Origin of the sequence: Ralstonia sp. OTU4908, assembly GCF_038440115.1 — a bacterium.
Classification (GTDB): Bacteria; Pseudomonadota; Gammaproteobacteria; order Burkholderiales; family Burkholderiaceae; genus Ralstonia; species Ralstonia pickettii.
The window spans coordinates 136,507-153,966 of record NZ_JASATD010000002.1 but is presented as its reverse complement, the minus strand read 5'-3'; the positions used below and the strand labels follow the sequence as shown (position 1 = coordinate 153,966).

At 64.1% G+C, this 17,460-nt stretch carries 15 protein-coding genes; 8 read left to right on the top strand and 7 right to left on the bottom strand.

The features are described 5' to 3' along the window. Positions 1-7: 7 nt before the first annotated feature. From AAHM38_RS02545 to AAHM38_RS02525, 5 genes are all read left to right on the top strand, one after another. Entirely contained in the window at positions 8-1,210 is a 1,203-nt protein-coding gene (locus AAHM38_RS02545; protein ID WP_012761720.1) for a tryptophan--tRNA ligase, read from the top strand. 10 nt (positions 1,211-1,220) lie between these two features. Further along, complete coding sequence (locus tag AAHM38_RS02540; RefSeq protein ID WP_012761721.1) at positions 1,221-1,787, top strand: class I SAM-dependent methyltransferase; 567 nt, start codon at positions 1,221-1,223, stop codon at positions 1,785-1,787. A 118-nt stretch (positions 1,788-1,905) separates the two neighbouring features. Next, on the top strand, positions 1,906-2,790 hold the full coding sequence (gene dapA / locus AAHM38_RS02535) for a 4-hydroxy-tetrahydrodipicolinate synthase (protein ID WP_012761722.1): 885 nt from the start codon (positions 1,906-1,908) through the stop codon (positions 2,788-2,790). A 61-nt stretch (positions 2,791-2,851) separates the two neighbouring features. Beyond that, positions 2,852-4,048, top strand: a complete 1,197-nt coding sequence (gene bamC / locus AAHM38_RS02530; RefSeq protein ID WP_012761723.1) for an outer membrane protein assembly factor BamC — start codon at positions 2,852-2,854, stop codon at positions 4,046-4,048. A gap of 34 nt (positions 4,049-4,082) precedes the next feature. Next, complete coding sequence (locus AAHM38_RS02525) at positions 4,083-4,868, top strand: MBL fold metallo-hydrolase (protein WP_012761724.1); 786 nt, start codon at positions 4,083-4,085, stop codon at positions 4,866-4,868. A gap of 156 nt (positions 4,869-5,024) precedes the next feature. Here AAHM38_RS02525 and AAHM38_RS02520 read toward each other — a convergent pair whose 3' ends face one another. Beyond that, on the bottom strand, positions 5,025-5,258 hold the full coding sequence (locus tag AAHM38_RS02520) for a hypothetical protein (RefSeq protein ID WP_024542047.1): 234 nt from the start codon (positions 5,256-5,258) through the stop codon (positions 5,025-5,027). Positions 5,259-5,498: 240 nt separating this feature from the next. Continuing rightward, positions 5,499-6,728, bottom strand: a complete 1,230-nt coding sequence (locus AAHM38_RS02515) for a ribosomal protein uL16 3-hydroxylase (protein ID WP_116574823.1) — start codon at positions 6,726-6,728, stop codon at positions 5,499-5,501. A gap of 11 nt (positions 6,729-6,739) precedes the next feature. Between AAHM38_RS02515 and AAHM38_RS02510 the strand changes: the two genes are divergently transcribed. Next, the gene (locus AAHM38_RS02510; protein WP_009238465.1) at positions 6,740-7,267 is read left to right on the top strand and encodes an FKBP-type peptidyl-prolyl cis-trans isomerase; all 528 of its coding nucleotides are present in this window, start codon (positions 6,740-6,742) and stop codon (positions 7,265-7,267) included. A gap of 47 nt (positions 7,268-7,314) precedes the next feature. Here the strand turns inward: AAHM38_RS02510 and AAHM38_RS02505 are convergent, their stop codons facing one another. From AAHM38_RS02505 to AAHM38_RS02495, 3 genes are all read right to left on the bottom strand, one after another. Further along, positions 7,315-8,391: a metallophosphoesterase gene (locus AAHM38_RS02505; protein ID WP_012761726.1), complete on the bottom strand. Its 1,077-nt coding sequence runs from the start codon at positions 8,389-8,391 to the stop codon at positions 7,315-7,317. A gap of 5 nt (positions 8,392-8,396) precedes the next feature. Next, positions 8,397-11,045 (bottom strand): DNA mismatch repair protein MutS, encoded by a 2,649-nt coding sequence (mutS, locus tag AAHM38_RS02500; RefSeq protein ID WP_116574824.1) that lies wholly within the window; start codon positions 11,043-11,045, stop codon positions 8,397-8,399. 97 nt (positions 11,046-11,142) lie between these two features. Next, positions 11,143-12,039 (bottom strand): LysR family transcriptional regulator, encoded by an 897-nt coding sequence (locus AAHM38_RS02495; RefSeq protein WP_116574825.1) that lies wholly within the window; start codon positions 12,037-12,039, stop codon positions 11,143-11,145. 238 nt (positions 12,040-12,277) lie between these two features. Between AAHM38_RS02495 and AAHM38_RS02490 the strand changes: the two genes are divergently transcribed. Next, positions 12,278-14,134, top strand: a complete 1,857-nt coding sequence (locus AAHM38_RS02490; protein ID WP_012761729.1) for a methyl-accepting chemotaxis protein — start codon at positions 12,278-12,280, stop codon at positions 14,132-14,134. A gap of 20 nt (positions 14,135-14,154) precedes the next feature. Beyond that, positions 14,155-15,966 (top strand): methyl-accepting chemotaxis protein, encoded by a 1,812-nt coding sequence (locus tag AAHM38_RS02485; RefSeq protein WP_116574826.1) that lies wholly within the window; start codon positions 14,155-14,157, stop codon positions 15,964-15,966. A 12-nt stretch (positions 15,967-15,978) separates the two neighbouring features. On the opposite strand, the gene AAHM38_RS02480 is transcribed toward AAHM38_RS02485, so the two are convergent. Together AAHM38_RS02480 and AAHM38_RS02475 are read right to left on the bottom strand one after the other, a co-directional pair. Beyond that, on the bottom strand, positions 15,979-16,683 hold the full coding sequence (locus tag AAHM38_RS02480; RefSeq protein WP_116574827.1) for an MOSC domain-containing protein: 705 nt from the start codon (positions 16,681-16,683) through the stop codon (positions 15,979-15,981). Then, positions 16,680-17,384, bottom strand: a complete 705-nt coding sequence (locus tag AAHM38_RS02475; RefSeq protein ID WP_116574828.1) for a glutamine amidotransferase — start codon at positions 17,382-17,384, stop codon at positions 16,680-16,682. The genes AAHM38_RS02480 and AAHM38_RS02475 overlap by 4 nt, the downstream gene beginning before the upstream one ends. Between the last annotated feature and the right edge of the window lie 76 nt (positions 17,385-17,460).

The window sequence follows — 17,460 nt, the reverse complement described above, 5'->3', positions numbered from 1 at the left end:
TTCCCACATGTTTCCTGACCGCGTTCTCTCTGGCATGCGTCCGACCGGTGCGCTGCACCTGGGGCATTACCACGGCGTCCTGAAAAACTGGGTCCGGCTGCAAGCCGAGTATCCGTGCTTCTTCTTCGTCGCCGACTGGCATGCGCTGACCACGCACTACGAGTCGCCCGAGGTGATCGAGGAATCGGTGTGGGAAATGCTGATCGACTGGCTCGCTGCGGGTGTCGATCCGACGCAGTCCACACTGTTCATCCAGAGCCGTGTGCCCGAGCACGCGGAGCTGTTCCTGCTGCTCTCGATGGGCACGCCGCTCGGCTGGCTCGAACGTGTGCCGACCTACAAGGACCAGATCGAAAAGCTGAAGGAGAAGGACCTCTCCACCTACGGCTTCCTCGGCTATCCGCTGTTGCAAGCCGCTGACATCCTGATCTACCGCGCTGGCTTCGTGCCGGTGGGCGAAGACCAGGTGCCGCACGTCGAGATGACACGCGAAGTCGCCCGCCGGTTCAATTACCTCTATGGCCGTGAACCGGGCTTCGAAGAGAAGGCGCTGGAGGCGGCAAAGAAACTGGGCGGCAAGCGCGCCAAGCTGTATTTGGAACTGCGCACAGCCTACCAGGAGCGCGGTGAAGACGAGGCCCTGGAGCAGGCCCGCGCACTGCTGGCCGAATCGCAGAGCCTGTCCATGGGCGACCGCGAACGCCTGTTCGGCTATCTGGAAGGCGCCCGCAAGATCATCCTGCCCGAGCCGCAGGTGCTGCTGACCGAGGCTTCGCGCATGCCGGGTCTCGACGGCCAGAAGATGTCCAAGTCGTACGGCAACACGATCCGCATGCGCGAGGAAAAGGAAACCGTCGAGAAAAAGGTTCGCACCATGCCGACCGATCCGGCTCGCGTGCGCCGCACCGATCCGGGCGACCCGGACAAGTGTCCGGTCTGGCAGTTGCATCAGGTCTACTCTGATGCCGACACGAAAGAGTGGGTGCAAAAGGGTTGTCGCAGCGCCGGCATTGGCTGCCTGGAGTGCAAGCAGCCCGTGATCGAGGGCATCCTGCGGGAGCAGCAGCCGATGCTTGAGCGCGCCCAGAAATACATCGACGATCCGTCACTGCTGCGCGCCATCATTGCCGATGGCTGCGACAACGCCCGCAAGGTTACGCAGGAGACCATGCGCGAGGTGCGCGAGGCGATGGGTCTGTCGTACAGCTGATGGGCTGTTGATGTCTGCTGTCGCGTCTGATTCACACACGTTCGCTGCGCCCTCGCCGTGGGTGGTGCGTTGGGCTGCTGGACTGCCGGCTGGCGCCTCCGTGCTGGACGTGGCTTGCGGCAGTGGACGCCACGTGCGCTGGCTGGCCGCACGCGGTCTACGCCTGACTGGCATCGACCGCGATGCGGCCGCGCTGTCGGGCCTCGCCGGCATCGCCGAAACCATCGTCGCTGACATCGAAGGCGGCCCCTGGCCGTTGCCTGCCGGCGCCACTTTCGATGCCGTTGTCGTCACGAACTATCTGCACCGACCGCTTTGGCCGCACTTGCTGGCGGCCGTCGCGCCGGGCGGCCGGCTGATCTACGAAACTTTCGCCGACGGAAACGAAACCGTAGGGAAGCCGTCGAACTCGGCATTCCTGCTGACACCAGGCGAACTGCTCGATGCCGTGCGAGGCCAGATGCGGGTGATCGGCTACGAAGACGGTTTTCTCGCATCGCCCCGAGACGCTTACTTGCAGCGGATTTGCGCGGTTCGCGAGCCCTCAGGGGCGGTTGCGCCGCGCTACGCACTTTGAAGTTGCTGAGGACGGCGGCTTACCCGTCTCTTGGCGGGTCTCAGATGTGGCGAATCCGTTCTGACGATCCGGTACAATCCGACTGTTTACGTTCACGCTTTTGTCTGCTTTCGAAACCATGATCCAGATTTCCGGCAGTCTCGTCGCCATCGTCACGCCCATGCACGAGGACGGCAGCCTTGATTTCCCGTCCCTGCGCAAGCTCATCGACTGGCACATCGCCGAAGGCACCGACGGCATCGTGATCGTCGGAACGAGTGGCGAATCGCCCACCGTGTCGGTGGAAGAGCACCGTGAACTGATCAGGGTGGCGGTCGAGCAAGCTAACAAGCGCGTTCCCATCATCGCCGGCACGGGCGGCAACTCCACCACCGAGGCGATCGAGCTCACGGCGTATGCCAAGCAAGTGGGCGCTGACGCTTCGCTTCAGGTCGTGCCGTACTACAACAAGCCGACGCAGGAAGGCATGTATCTGCACTTCCGCAAGGTGGCCGAGTCGGTGGATCTGCCGGTTATTTTGTACAACGTGCCGGGCCGCACCGTGGCCGATATGACGGTCGAAACCATGCTGCGTCTGGCTGAAGTGCCGGGCATCATCGGCGTGAAGGAAGCCACGGGCAACATTGACCGCGCTGCGCAACTCATCAAGGGCGCGCCGGGCTCGTTCAAGATTTACAGCGGGGATGACCCGACCGCCATCGCGCTGATGCTGCTGGGTGGGCACGGCAATATCTCCGTGACGGCCAACGTTGCGCCGCGCGCCATGCACGAACTGTGCGCAGCAGCCATGCGCGGCGACGTGGAAACGGCTCGCCGCATCCACATGCAACTGCTGTCGGTGCACAAGAATCTGTTCGTCGAGTCGAATCCGATTCCCGTCAAGTGGGCTCTCCAGGCCATGGGCAAGATGGAAGGCGGCATCCGCCTGCCGTTGACGCCGCTGGCACCCCAGTATCACGAGGTTGTGCGCGCATCCCTGAAGGATGCCGGGCTGCTCTCCTGATTGTTTCAAGGCGCTTCTCAGGCCCTTAAGCCATCGTTCTCATCTGAAGGATCGCAAGTCAATGAAACTGCACCAAACCCGTCGCGGGGCTATGGCGACGTCCGCTCAACTGTTGCTGGCCGCGTTGTCGGTTGCCCTGATTTCCGGTTGCGATACCGTCAATGAGGTGATGCAGCCGGACCGCATCGATTACAAATCGCAGGCCAAGAAGGGCCCGACGCTTGAGGTCCCGCCCGACCTGACCGGCATCCAGGCGGATCGCCGCTATGCCGCACCGGACACGGGCACGACCACGCTGTCGGCCTACACGTCGACGGCGCCCAAGGTCACGACGCCGGGCTCGGGCACCGAGAACGTGCTGCCCGCCGTGTCCGACATGCGTATCGAGCGCGATGGCAATCAGCGCTGGCTGGTTGTGAAGACCACGCCGGATGCCCTGTGGCCGCAATTGCGCACCTTCTGGCAAGAGCTGGGCTTCCTGCTGGTGATCGACTCGCCCGAGACCGGCATCATGGAAACCGACTGGGCCGAGAATCGCGCGAAGATTCCGCAGGACATCATCCGCCGCACCGTCGGCAAGGTGTTCGATGGCTTGTACTCGACGTCTGAGCGTGACAAGTTCCGCACCCGCATCGAGAAGGGTCCGAACGGCACGGTCGAAGTCTACATCTCGCACCGCGGCGCGCAGGAACAACTGGTCGGTTCGTCAAAGGACCAGACCGTGTGGACGCCGCGTCCGGCCGATCCGGAACTCGAAGCCGAATTCCTGTCGCGCCTGATGCAGCGTCTGGGCGCCAGCAAGGAAGCCGCACAGCAGAAGCTCGCGCAAACGCAGGCAGCGCACCCGGTGCAAGACGGCACGAAGGCTGAACCGGCTCCGCGTACCGGCCCGTCGTTGCTCACGCAGTCGAATGGCCAACCGATCCTGCAGGTGCCGGAGCCCTTTGATCGTGCATGGCGTACCGTGGGCCTGGCGCTGGATCGCGTGAACTTTACCGTGGATGATCGCGATCGTTCGCAAGGCGTGTATTTCGTTCGCTACGCTGATACGCGTGCCGAAGCGAATGCACCGGGCTTCTTCTCGCGCCTGTTCTCGGGCACGAAGATCGAAGACCTCAAGCGCGCCAAGCGTTACCGCGTGGTGGTGAAGGATGCCGGCACGTCGTCGACGGTGCTGGTGCAGAACGACGACGGCTCCGCGCAGACCGGTGACATCGGCAAGCGCATCCTGTCGCTGCTCGACGAGCAACTGCGGTAATCGACGTTATGCAGTACGGCTGCCTGGGTGGGCGATGACACTGAGATTCGCCAGCCTTGGCAGTGGCAGTGAAGGCAATGGGCTGCTCGTGGAATCCGCGAGCGGCGCGACGTGCACGCGCATCCTGCTGGATTGCGGATTCGGTATCCGCGAGACCGTGCGACGGCTCGAACGCCTGGGCTGTACGCCCGAATCCCTCAACGCCATCCTCGTCACGCACGAGCATAGCGATCACGTTGGCAGCGCCTATGCGGTTGCCGCCAAATTCGATATCCCCGTCTGGACCAGCCACGGTACGTATCGCGCCACGGAAAACCTGCGCGGCGCCGACCGTGCAGCCGTGCGTTTCTGCCGCGCCGACGATATGTTCTGTGTCGGCGATCTGCAGATCCTGCCGTACACCGTGCCGCACGACGCGCGCGAGCCACTGCAGTTCGTTTTCAACGACGGTGCGCGGCGCCTGGGTGTGCTGACCGATGCCGGCATGTTGACGGAATACCTGTGCGCCCATCTGGCAGGCATGCACGCCCTCGTGCTCGAATGCAATCATGACCGCGAGATGCTGGCCAATTCAGCCTATCCGTGGTCATTGAAACGGCGTATCGGTGGAGATTTCGGCCATTTGGCCAATGACATTGCAGCCGCGATCCTTACGCGCGTTCGCCACGACGCGTTGCATACGGTCGTTGCTGCGCATCTGTCCAAGCAGAACAACACGCCGCTATTGGCTGCTGAGGCGATTGCCGTGCCGCTGGGGGCTCGCACTGAAGACGTGCCGATTGCGGATCAGGAAGAGGGCCTGCTTTGGTGCACCGTTTGAGGGCGGCTGGTCCGATCGACGCGGCTTGTAAGATTCAGAAACAACTTTGAATGGCGGATGGGTCGCGTAGTTGCTGCTCGGAGTTCCAACGCTAGATGGGCGCCCATAAAAAAAGCCGACCTGAAGGTCGGCTTTTTTGTCTCGCGAGAAACGCGATTATTGCTTGGCAGCCGGGGCCGAAGCAGCAGCATCCGAAGCAGCCGGAGCAGCAGCGGCGTCCGAAGCAGCCGGGGCAGCAGCGGCGTCCGAAGCAGCCGGGGCAGCCGGAGCAGCAGCGGCGGGAGCCGAAGCTTCCGGAGCGGCGGCCGGAGCAGCGGCTTCTTCCTTCTTACCGCAAGCAGCCAGAGCCACAGCAGCCATCAGCGAGGCGATCAGGAGAGACTTTTTCATTTTTTCGATCCTTAAACTGAATTATGGAAAGCGGACAACAGAAAGCGCGATGAATAATTACCGGTAATTATCGCTCAGGTACTACACCTTCTTCTATGCTGGCAGCCAAGCCGCACGAGGACTGCTCGGCTTGCAAGCTAGCGTCGGATTATAGCGGCCTTTACCTACTGTGTGTAGCTGAGTCGGGGCTGACGCACGTGCGATTCAGACGCTTTTGTAACGATCTGTTTCAATGCGGAATCATCGTTGCGCGGGTCCAGCCAGCCTGAGCCAGCCTTCTTCGTACCAAGCGTGCAGCGTATCCATCAGATCTGGCAAGCCGGCCGCCGCATCCACGGATGCAGCGCTCGCACGACGTGCGTCCGCCAACGCGGAGAGCCACGCAAGCAGCGTTCCCGATGGTTCAAACGTATCGCCGTTGATCCAGAAGCGTTGCGCGTCATACAACGCCTGCGTTCGCGCATCGAGGACGATGCCTTCCTTGCGCGCCCGGGCCGTGAAGCGTGCGAGCGGCAAGCGGGGCTGCGTGACGAAGTCGACGTGATCCTTGGGTTCGGAAAGGTACGCGCCGAGGAATTCACCGACGAGTTCAGGCGTCCAGCGCAACGCGTTGAGCTTCTGGACAAGGGCCTTGACCATGGCGGCCGGCAGTTCGCCGGGGTGGGTGGTGGGCTTCTGTTCGGGATCGGCGTAGCGGCCGTCAAAGTTGGGGTCGTCTTCCAGCGTTTGCGACAGGAAGCCCAGGAAGTGGCCGGCCAGTTCGCGGTACGACGGTGAGCGGAAGCCGATCGAATACGTCATGCAGTCGCCTTCGGCCACGCCGTCATGTGCGTAGTGCGGCGGCAGATACAGCATGTCGCCGGGCTCTAGTACGAATTCCTCTTCGGGCTGGAAGTTGGCGAGGATCTTGAGCGGCAGATCGGGGACGAGCGTGAGATCGTCCTGGGCTGAGATGCGCCAGCGGCGCCTGCCGTGGGCCTGCAGCAGGAACACATCGTACGAATCGAAGTGCGGGCCGACGCCGCCGCCGTCGGTCGCGAAGCTGATCATCACGTCGTCGAGCCTCGCATCCGGAATGAATCGGAAACGCTGCATGAGCGCCTCGACTGCCGGCTCGACGAGATTCGCGCCCTGCACAAGCACCGACCAGTTGCGTGTCTTGCGCGAGGGCAGCGGGCGTTCGTCGAAGGGGCCGTGATTGAACGACCAGCGCCCGCGCGATTGCGCGATCAAGCGGGACTCGACATCGGGGCGCGCAGCTAGGGCAAGTACACGTTCGGGCGAGAGCGGAAAGTGCAGCGCACGCATCTCTTCGGAGGAGAGTGCCTGCCGGATCAGCAGCGGCTTTTTCTGCCAGTGCGTGCGCATGAATTCGCGCGGTGACAGCCCGCCGAGGAGTTGCGCCGGATGCCCCGCTGGGAGAGCAGGTTGGACGCCGCCATCGGCAGCGTATAATGAGACTTCGTTCATGGAGTGCGCAATTGAAAATCGCGAAGAATACGGTAGTGTCGGTGGCTTACAAACTGTCCGACGCGCAGGGCAACGTCATCGAGGAATCCGATGAGCCGATGGTGTATTTGCACGGCGGCTATGATGGCACGTTCCCTAAGATCGAGGAAGCGCTGGACGGCCAGGAACAAGGCTTCGAGACCAAGCTGCAGCTCGAACCGGACGATGCTTTCGGTGACTACGATCAAGAGCTGATCAAGATCGAGCCGCGTGACCGCTTTCCGGAACCGCTCGAAGTTGGCATGCAGTTCGAGGGCGTGCCCGAAGATGGCGACGAGGAAGATGCCATCGTCTATACAGTCACCGACGTGGCGGAAGACAAGGTTGTGCTGGACGGCAATCACCCGCTCGCCGGCATGGCGCTGCGCTTCGAGTTGAAGGTGACTGAAGTGCGGGAAGCCACGGCTGAAGAGATCGAGCACGGCCACGTGCACGGTGAACACGGCCTTGAAGTAGTGGACGAGGACGAAGACGACGACAAGCCGCACACGCTGCACTGATCGGCGGTTTATCGAGATACGAGAACGGGAGCTTCGGCTCCCGTTTTTTATTGCGCCGGCGCCGGCGCGATTTCCGGCGCGGGGGCGGGCGTGTTGTCGAGGCGGCGGCTGCGTATATGGAACAGTGGCGTGCGGCCGGGCGTGACGGACACGTCAAGCCAGCGATCGAGCACCGGCGAACCATAGGTGCGTGCGCGCATGACGTGCGCGTCCGGGCGGCCGTCTTCGTCCTTGAGCGGGCGGTCGAGCATGAACGTCTGGCTGGCACCGTGGATGAGCAGAACGGCACCGTCGTAGTCGCGTGTGAGCGATCGCATCTGGCGCTTGAGTGCAAGGTAGCCGTCATGCGAGCGGCGACGTAGCAAGCCGTCGAACAGATTGGGCGCGCGGCGCCGTTCCCAACCATCTTCAAAGAGTGGATCGGCCTGCATCATGACGACTACGCCGGCCATCTTGCGCTGACGCGCGACGGCAAAAGCCCGGGCTAGCCACTGGCGATTGGCTTCAAGGCGGTCTTCGTATTCGCCGTTGCGCCCGCCCGCGGTTTTGTAATTGTTGTTGTCGCCGGGCACGTTGAGGGTGACGAACAGCACGTCGTTCATCGTCCAGCGCGTGTTTTCGCGGTAGCTGCGGAACTTGGCCTGATCCGACTGGCGCATGACCGTCATGGTGCGCTGGCCGAGCGTGCTGTCGTCTGGGTAGAACAGCTCGCGCAGGCGCAGCAGGCGCTCCACCGGGTCGAAACTGCCTGCGGCGGGGCGCTGGCAGTCGCTCCAGTCGTGGTCGCCCGGGATGTAGATGACGGGCGCGATCAGGCTGTCGAGCAGGTCATGGCGCGCTTCGAGCAGCGTGTCGGAACACGCTTCATCGCGGCCCTTGAGGTTGCCCAGATGGACGACGAAGGCGGGGTGTTCGGCGTCGATGGCGTCCAGCAGTGCGCGCACGGGGGCGACATCCTCGGCGCGGTCCGGCACGTTGCCGATCACCGTAAAGGTGAAGGCGCCCGGCGCGTCAGTTGCAGAATTCGTGCCCTTGGGTGCAGCTGGTACAGCCACCGGCATCAGCATCGCCAACGCCATGGCGATGCATTGAAACGTGCGGGAAACTGCGCCGAGCCGGGTCATCGGAATCAGGCGGCCGGGCTCGCCAATGCCTTGAGGCGGTACAACGCATCAAGCGCTTCCCGCGGCGTCATATCGTCGGGATCGATCCCGGCAAGCGCATCCGCAAGCGCGCTGTCGGGTGTTTCGGCGTCGGCGTCGCCTTCGTCGTCGATGGGCGTATCGGTGGCGAGGGCGAAGAGGTCCAACTGAGGCGTGGCGCCGGTGTCGGCGGAATGCTGCTCCAGCCACGCGAGCCGCTTGCGCGCGGCGCGAATGACCGGCTGCGGCACGCCCGCCAGCTGCGCGACCTGCAGGCCGTAACTCTGGCTGGCCGGACCCTCCTGCACGGCATGCAGGAAAACAATGCCATCACCATGCTCGACGGCGGAGAGGTGCACGTTCGCAGCCTGAGCGAACTCCTGCGTCAGTTGCGTCAGTTCGAAATAGTGCGTGGCGAACAGCGTGTGGCTGCGGTTGTGCGATAGCAAGTGACGCGCAATCGCCCAGGCAAGCGCCAGCCCGTCGAACGTGCTCGTTCCGCGGCCGATCTCGTCCATCAGCACCAGGCTGTTGGGTGTGGCGCGGTGCAGGATGGCAGCCGCTTCCGTCATCTCAACCATGAAGGTGGATCGGCCACCCGCCAGATCGTCGGCCGCGCCGATGCGCGTGAAGATACGGTCGATTGGGCCGATGACTGCGACCTCCGCCGGCACAAATGCGCCCACGTAAGCGAGCAGCACGACGAGCGCGGTTTGCCGCATGAAGGTCGATTTACCGCCCATGTTTGGGCCCGTGATCAGCAGCAGCTTGCGCGCCTCCTGCAGCATGCAGTCGTTGGCGACGAACTGTTCGACTTGTTGTTCGACCACCGGATGGCGTGCGCGCGTCAGCTCAATACCGGGTGCGTCCGTCAGCGTGGGGCGCGACCACGACAGCGCATGCGCACGCTCGGCCAGCGTCGCGAGCACATCGGCCTGTGCCAGCGCGGCGGCGATACGTTTGAATTCGGCCAGGTGCGGCAACAGTTTCTGGAGCAGCTCTTCGTAGAGGAGCTTTTCGCGCGACAGGGCACGGTCCTGCGCCGACAACGCCTTGTCTTCGAACGCTTTCAACTCGGGCGTGATGTAACGCTCGGCGTTCTTCAGCGTCTGGCGGCGGCGGTAATCGTCCGGTACCTTGGCGGCCTGGCCGTTGGTGACTTCGATGTAGAAGCCATGCACGCGGTTGTATTCGACGCGCAGATTGGCGATGCCGGTGCGCTCGCGTTCGCGGGCCTCCAGATCGACGAGGAACTGGCCGCAGTTTTCCGAGATGTCGCGTAGCTCGTCGAGGTCGGCATCGTAACCGCGGGCGATGACGCCGCCGTCGCGCACCATCGCTGCCGGCTCTGCCATCACGGCGCTCTGGAGCAGGGCGTGCGCGTCTTCGGGCAGGGTGAGCGCGGCATACAGCTCGGCTAGCAGCGGTGCCGCATCGCTTTGCGGCAGTTCTTCGCGAATCTCCGGCAGGCGCGCCAGTGTGTCACGCAACGACGACAGATCGCGCGGGCGTGCCGACAGCAGCGCCAGTCGCCCGGTAATGCGCTCCACATCCGACAGCGTGCGCAGGGTCGCACGCAACGTTTGCCAATCGCTGCCGAGCAGCACCTCAATGGCCTGCTGCCGCGCTTGGGGCACCGCGCGATCCCGAAGCGGATGATGCAGCCAGTGGCGCAGCAGGCGGCTGCCCATGCTGGTCGCGCAGGTGTCCAGCAGCGAAAACAGCGTCGGCGATTCCTGCCCACGCAGCGTCTCGGTCAGCTCCAGATTGCGGCGTGTGGCGGTGTCCAGGCCGATGAATTCGCTTTCATGTTCGACGGTCAGGCCGATCACGTGGCGCAGGGATTGGCCTTGCGTGGCCGCTGCGTAGTTCAGCAGCGCACCGGCAGCGGCCAATGCGGCCGTCAGCGTTTCCGCGCCAAAGGCGACGAGGCTCGCGACGCCGAGTTGCTCGCGCAGGCGGCGGGTGCCGGCTTCCACGTCGAAGTGCCAATCGGGCAGGCGCGTGCGGGCAACATCCACCTGGAGGGTGTTGAGCGTTGCATCGTCGGCCAGCACTTCGGCGGGGCGGATGCGTTCGAGTTCACGGTCAAGCTGATCGGGGCTGCATTCCATCACACGCAATTCGCCGCCGACGAGGTTGAGCCACGCCAAGCCCATCAGCGGCGCCGCGCCGCGTTTGCCAGGCACGTGCGCGATGGCCAGCAGATGGTTGTTGACCTTGTCGGAGAGCAGCGCGGCGTCCGTCAACGTGCCGGGCGTGACGACGCGCACGACCTTGCGCTCGACCGGTCCCTTGGTCGCCGCCGGGTCTCCGATCTGCTCGCAGATGGCGACGGATTCGCCCAGCTTGACCAGCTTAGCGAGGTATTGCTCCGCAGCGTGGAACGGGATGCCCGCCATACGGATCGGATGCCCGTTGGAACTGCCGCGTGCGGTGAGCGTGATGTCGAGCAGGCGCGAGGCTTTTTCGGCGTCTTCAAAGAAGAGTTCGTAAAAGTCGCCCATGCGGTAGAAGACAAGCGTGTCCGGATGCCCCGATTTCAGCCTCAAATATTGCTGCATCATCGGGGTGTGCTTGTCGAACGGGCCGTATTTCGGGTCGATCTCCAGAACCGGAGCGGAGTGTTCAGCCATGAGTGCTCAAAGCGCAGCGCGCCGCCCGATGTGATCCGATCAGGCCGCGCGCGGAAGGTGTTGAATCGCGCAATTGTTGCATACCAGCGATGCTGCTTCACTGCTTATCGTCGGCGAGCCGGGCTTCGAGAAAATCGAGAAAGCACGCGATCCGCGAAGCCAACTGCGTGTTGCGGTAGTACACCGCGTGAATCGGTTGCAGCACCTCCACCGTGGCGTCCGACAGCACCTGCACAAGGTCGCCTGTGCGCCGGTCTTCCACGGTTATGAAATCCGCCAGACAGACGATGCCGGCGCCTTGCAGTGCAAGCTGGCGCAGGGTTTCTCCGCTGGAGGCCTTGAGCGTGGGCTCGATGCGCAGGCGATCGCCGTACGGGCCGCGCAGGGGCCATTGGTTTAGCGATTCCGGCTGCACGAAACCGAGCAGGGCGTGCTTCTGCAGGTCATCCACGTGGCGGGGCCGCCCGTGCGTTTTCAGATAGGCAGGGCTCGCCAGCACGCGCAGCCGCCGCGTGCCAAGCAGGCGCGCACGCAGGGTGGAATCGCGCAGCGTGCCGATGCGGATTGCCACGTCGGTGTCTTCTTCCAGCAAATCGATGATCAGGTCGTTGGTGTTCAGCTCCAGCTCGATCTGCGGATACCGTGCGCGGAAGTCCGGCACCAGCGGCGCCACCACATGCAGCATGAACGGCATGGCAGCGTTGACACGCAGGCGGCCGGCAGGCTGCTGGCGGCGCAGGGCGATCTGCTCCTCGGCCTCGTCGACGGCGGCGAGGATCCTGCGCGCCTGCGCCAGAAACGTCGCGCCCTCGTCGGTGAGCGACAGCCGCCGCGTGGTGCGCGAGAGCAGGTTGGTGTCCAGCTTTTCTTCCAGGCGGCGCAACGCGCGGCTCACGCCCGACACCGTCTGGCCCAGCTGCTCAGCCGCCGCCGTGACGGAGCCCGTATCGACGACGGTGCGGAAGGCAAGCAGTTCTTCGAGCGTGGTTTTCATCGTCGATTATCAATTCTGGATCAACAGAATTCTGCCCAATATGGATTCATCTGCAAAGATCGCGTGCGGCGCGGGGTGCGGTGGATGGGCGCAAAGGGAGCGCGGCCGGCCATTGCCCGGGGTCGTCCCCTCAAGGTTGGCGGCCGGCCTGCCGATAGACCATTCGGACCCCTAAAACCATAGTGGGAACGCATTTGCGCAAATGGCGCCTTGCGGTTCCGCTTCCGGAGACTCTGGAATGAGCAAGCTCAGCTTTCGCCAAAAGCTTTGGCTGCCGTTGGTCATCAGCCTTGTCGCGCTGACGTTGATCTCGGTATTCAACGCGTATCAGGCGCGCGAGATCCGCATGGAGGAGCGCAAGAACAACCTCGTCAGCGTGACGACCATGGCGATGAACCTGGTCAAGCAGTACGACGACCTGACCAAGAACGGCACGTTGAGCAAAGACGCCGCGCAAAAGCAGGCGCTCGACCGTTTCAAGGCGCTGCGCTACGACAAGGACGGCTACTTCACCATCACCAGTTCCAACAACGTGGTGGTGATGCACCCGATCAAGCCCGAGTTCATCGGCAAGGACCAATCCGGCTTCAAGGATGCGCAGGGCAATGCCGTCTACGTTGGCTTGTCGAATGCGGCCAAAGATCCGAAGGGCGGATTCACCAGCTATGTGTGGCCGAAAGTCGGCGGCACGGATCCGGTGCCCAAGACGGCTTTCGCGATGCGCTATGAGCCGTGGGACTGGGTCTTCTCGACCGGCGTCTACATGGACGACATCAACGCTGCATTCATGACGTCGCTTTACCAGACCGGCGGCCTGCTTCTGCTGGTGGGCGGCTTGCTGGTGCTGCTGGGCAGCGTTGCGAACCGCAGCCTGCAGCGCACGCTGGGCGGCGACCCCGCCTACGCGGCTGACGTTGCCAACCGCATTGCCGGCGGCGACCTGACGGTGGAGATTGCCACCCGTGCTGACGACAACGACAGCCTGCTCTACGCGATGAGCCGCATGCGCGGGGCGCTGGTGGACACCATCGGCCGCATCAAGGGCGCGTCGGAAACCATCGGCACCGCCACGCGCGAAATCGCCAGCGGCAACCTCGACCTCTCGTCGCGCACCGAACAGCAGGCCAGCTCGCTCGAAGAAACGGCTTCGGCCATGGAGCAGCTGATGTCGACCGTGCAGCAGAACGCCGACAACGCCCAGCAGGCCAACCAGTTGGCCGCGTCCGCCTCGGATGTGGCCGTGCGCGGCGGCGACGTTGTGACGCGCGTGGTGGAAACCATGGGCTCGATCAACGCGTCGTCCCGCAAGATCGTCGACATCATCGGCGTGATCGACGGTATTGCGTTCCAGACCAACATCCTTGCGCTGAATGCGGCAGTGGAAGCCGCACGTGCTGGGGAACAGGGCCGTGGTTTTGCCGTGGTGGCCGGTGAGGTGCGCAGCCTTGCGCAGCGCAGCGCCGCTGCTGCCAAGGAGATCAAGGCGCTGATCGACGATTCCGTTGTCAATGTGGATGCAGGCAGCGCGCTGGTGGAAGAAGCCGGCACGACCATGCGCGAGATCGTGGCGAGCGTGAAGCGCGTGACCGACATCGTTGGCGAGATTTCATCGGCCAGCCAGGAGCAGCGCTCGGGCATTGAAGAAGTGAGCCACGCCGTCACGCAGCTTGACGACGCCACGCAGCAGAACGCTGCGCTGGTGGAGGAAGCGGCTGCCGCAGCGCAATCCCTGGAAGAGCAGGCGGTGAGCCTGACCCAGGTGGTGGCGCAATTCCGCTTGGATGCGCACGCGCTGCGTGCCCCCGCCATGGTGGCCAGGGTGGAACCGGTGGTTGCGCCGGTCAAGCCCGTCGCAGCTGCCGCTCCGGCGGCGCCCAAAGAAGAAGCGCCGCGCCGCGGTGCCGCCAAGCCGAGCACCGAAGCCGCCAAGCCCAAGCTGACGTCGCGCAAGCCGCCTGTGTTGCGAAAGGCTGCTGCCAAACCGGTCGAGCGAACCGAAAAGAGCCCGGCTGCACCGGCAGCGATACCCGCGAGCCTGACCAAGGCGAAGCCTCTTGTCGCCGCCGGAGACGACGCCGACTGGGAAACGTTCTGACCCAAGATCCCGGAGACAAGATGGACCGCGTTTTGAAGAACACCAGCGTGCGCGCTGGCCTGCTGGCGATTCTGATCACCTTTGCACTGATGATTGTGGTCGGAGCTGCGGTGGGTGTGCTGGCGCTGCGTACCACCAACGCCGCGACCGAGCGCGTGCACGAGATTTCCGACCGCAGCATGCTGCTGAACGACGCGTACAAGGACATGCAGCGCGCACGCACCGGCATGTCACGTTTGTACAGCGTCCTGCGTGAAAACATGGACGAGGCCGCCAGGACGGCAGCGCTTGCCAGTTCCGAGAAAGGCCTGAAGAAGGCAATCGAGCAGGTGGAAGCATTCAAGAATGCGCCACGTATCCAAGGTGTCGACGAGTCGCTGCGCCAAGCAATCGTCCAGGCCGCGCAGACGCACATCGAAGCCGTGCAGCGCGCCCTGGCGGCGTTGCGCGCAGGTGATGCAGCAGCCTATGCTCCGATTAACTACAAGGACGTGACCGATACCGGCGCCGCGTGGTCGGTGCAGATCGAGAACTTCCAACAGCTCGTCAAGAAGCTGGCCAAGGACGAGGCAGACGATGGCCGTGCGCGTTACGAAACGATCCTGAAGTTCGTGGCGCTCGGCATTGCCATGGCACTCGCGTTGATCGTGGCGGTGTTCTACGGTCTCAAGGCCTTTGTGATCACCCCGCTTAACGAAGCCGTAGCCGTGCTCAGCCGCGTGGCCGAGGGCGATTTGGCCGCGCACGTCAAAACGGGTGGCCGCAATGAACTCGGCCGCCTGCTGGCTGCCGTGGGCCGCATGCGTGAGAGCCTGGTGAACACCGTGCGCCAGGTGCGCAACAGCTCGGACTCGGTCAACACCGGCGCGCACGAAATCGCCAGCGGCAACCTCGATCTGTCTTCGCGTACCGAGCAGCAATCGGCCTCGCTGGAGAAGACGGCTGCCAGCATGGAGCAGATGACCTCCACCGTCACCAACAACTCCGAGAACGCCCGCCAGGCCAGCGCGCTGGCGTCGAATGCCGCAGACCTGGCTTCGCGTGGCGGCGAGGTGGTGCGCGGCGTGGTGGCGACGATGGACGACATCAGCGCCGGCTCGCGCAAGATGGCCGACATCATTGGCGTGATTGACGGCATTGCCTTCCAGACCAACATCCTCGCCCTGAATGCGGCCGTGGAAGCCGCCCGCGCCGGCGAGCAGGGCCGCGGTTTTGCCGTGGTGGCCGGCGAGGTCCGCGCGCTGGCTCAACGCAGTGCTGCTGCCGCCAAGGAAATCAAGACGCTGATCGACGATTCGGTGTCGCGCGTGCAAGCGGGGCACTCGCAGGTGGCGCAAGCTGGCGAGACCATCTCCGAGACGGTGGAAGCCGTGCGCCGCGTCGCCAATATCGTTGAAGACATTGCTTCCGCCTCGGCCGAGCAGACGCAGGGCATCCTGCAGATCGGTCAGGCCGTGACGGAAATGGAGCAGGTGACGCAGCAGAACGCCGCGCTGGTCGAACAGGCGGCCGCTGCCGCGCAGTCGCTGGAAGAACAGGCGCAGAACCTCACGCAGGTGGTGTCGCAGTTCCGGCTGGATGGTGCCGAGACCGCCGCTGTAGCCGTGCAGAAGCCGGAGAAGGTTGCCAAGCCTGCGGCCAAGGCCACTGCCAAGCCGGTCAGCGCAGCCAAGCCCGCACGTGCCGCGCTGCGCAAGCGTGAAGCGAAGACGGCAACTCAGGCGTCGACGCCGGTCGCTGCTGCCGCAGTCGTTTCGGCTGCCGCTCCCGCACGCAAGCAACCGCTGGCTGTGGCCGGCGGTGGTTCCGACGCCGATTGGGAAACGTTCTGATCGGTCGAGAACTCAAGCTTCGAGCGCTGGGCCATCGATGCGTTTGGCCCAGCTTTCCACCTCGCCACGCGCGAGGCGGCCTTCCACCAGCTTGCGCCACGACGGCGTGAGCGGCAGCCTCAGCATGTCAGTCAGCGCTGCACGGTCGAGCATGTTGCGGTAAAGCACATCCAGCACGCGCGACAGCGGCCATTGCGGCCACGGGCGCTCGAGCCATTCCAGCGTATCGCCGGCGCGCAGCGTGCCGCCTTCCAGAACCCGGTAATACCAGCCCGTGCGGCCCGTGTGTTGCACGCGGCGCGCCATGTCGCGCGTGTTGAAGCGGTCGTTGAGCTTCCAGCACGGCTGGCGCAGTTGCGACACTTCCAGCATCACACTGCCCGCACGCAGACGGTCGCCCACGCAGATGTCCGCTTCGGTGATGCCGGTGGTGCTCACGTTCTCGCCAAACGCGCTGGGCTGTGCGAGCACGGGTTGCGCGCCGATATCCGCTTGCCAGGCCGCGTAGTGGTCGATTGGGTAGTGATGAATCGCCTTGTCAGGGCCGCCGTGCACACGCAGATCGCCTTGCTCATCGCCCACGATGCCGTTGATACCGACCTCCACTGCGTCGCGCACGGGCCGCTTGTCGATGGCGCTGCGTGAGCCTGGGCGCGTGTAGTCGACCACGCGTCCGGCGAGGAGGGAATCAATGCGGATGGGGCCGGGCAGCCTCATGCGGCCTCCACGCAGTCCAGCCAGGCAGCGAAGACCTCGCGTGCTCGTTGCGTCAGGCGTTGCGCTACCGCAGGCGCCTGTGCACGCAACGTGCGCGGGTCGATACCCGCTGCGCCGAGTTCCGCTGCATGCCCGATCAGCCAGGCTTCCAGTTCCTCCAGATTGGCCTCCAGATGAAATTGCAGCGCGAGAGCGTGGTTGCCGATGGCGAAAGCCTGTTCTGCACAAACTTCCGTGAACGCCAGCCGTCTTGCGCCGGGCGGCAGGTCATATCGATCGCCATGCCAGTGCAGCACCGGCGTGCCGTCGGCCAGGGGCGCGAGCGGTGAGTCGGCACCTTCGGTGGTGAGCGTGACGGGTGCAAAGCCGATCTCCTTCACGCCCATCGGCTTGACCGCCGCCCCTAATGCCCGCGCCATCAACTGCGCGCCCAGACAAATGCCGAGCAACGGCTTGCGTGCGGCCAGTCGCCGCGCAATGGCGGCTGCTTCATCGCGTACGAACGGATACGTCGCATCGTCATACGCGCCGATGGGCCCGCCCAGCACGATCAATAGATCGGCATCCGCCATGTCGTCGGTCGGCACCGGCTGCACGCCCACGTCAACGGTGCGCACCGTGTAGCCGCGCGCTTCCAGCAGCGGCTGCAGGATGCCAAGGTGCTCGAATGGAACGTGGCGCAGGGCGAGGGCGGTTTTCATGGCGTGCGATGAGGTTGATGGCGGGCTTATTGTGAATGAGGGGCGCGGCGCGCAAAACCCGTGCGGTTTGCGGGGG

Excerpts from the sequence above, each read along its gene's own strand:
- AAHM38_RS02475 (WP_116574828.1), bottom strand. The coding sequence starts at position 17,384 with ATGAAAACCGCCCTCGCCCTGCGCCACGTTCCATTCGAGCACCTTGGC.
- AAHM38_RS02490 (WP_012761729.1), top strand. The coding sequence starts at position 12,278 with ATGAGCAAGCTCAGCTTTCGCCAAAAGCTTTGGCTGCCGTTGGTCATC.
- AAHM38_RS02480 (WP_116574827.1), bottom strand. The coding sequence starts at position 16,683 with ATGAGGCTGCCCGGCCCCATCCGCATTGATTCCCTCCTCGCCGGACGC.
- AAHM38_RS02485 (WP_116574826.1), top strand. The coding sequence starts at position 14,155 with ATGGACCGCGTTTTGAAGAACACCAGCGTGCGCGCTGGCCTGCTGGCG.
- AAHM38_RS02505 (WP_012761726.1), bottom strand. The coding sequence starts at position 8,391 with ATGACCCGGCTCGGCGCAGTTTCCCGCACGTTTCAATGCATCGCCATG.
- dapA (WP_012761722.1), top strand. The coding sequence starts at position 1,906 with ATGATCCAGATTTCCGGCAGTCTCGTCGCCATCGTCACGCCCATGCAC.
- AAHM38_RS02540 (WP_012761721.1), top strand. The coding sequence starts at position 1,221 with ATGTCTGCTGTCGCGTCTGATTCACACACGTTCGCTGCGCCCTCGCCG.
- AAHM38_RS02495 (WP_116574825.1), bottom strand. The coding sequence starts at position 12,039 with ATGAAAACCACGCTCGAAGAACTGCTTGCCTTCCGCACCGTCGTCGAT.
- AAHM38_RS02520 (WP_024542047.1), bottom strand. The coding sequence starts at position 5,258 with ATGAAAAAGTCTCTCCTGATCGCCTCGCTGATGGCTGCTGTGGCTCTG.
- AAHM38_RS02545 (WP_012761720.1), top strand. The coding sequence starts at position 8 with ATGTTTCCTGACCGCGTTCTCTCTGGCATGCGTCCGACCGGTGCGCTG.
- mutS (WP_116574824.1), bottom strand. The coding sequence starts at position 11,045 with ATGGCTGAACACTCCGCTCCGGTTCTGGAGATCGACCCGAAATACGGC.
- AAHM38_RS02525 (WP_012761724.1), top strand. The coding sequence starts at position 4,083 with ATGACACTGAGATTCGCCAGCCTTGGCAGTGGCAGTGAAGGCAATGGG.
- AAHM38_RS02515 (WP_116574823.1), bottom strand. The coding sequence starts at position 6,728 with ATGAACGAAGTCTCATTATACGCTGCCGATGGCGGCGTCCAACCTGCT.
- bamC (WP_012761723.1), top strand. The coding sequence starts at position 2,852 with ATGAAACTGCACCAAACCCGTCGCGGGGCTATGGCGACGTCCGCTCAA.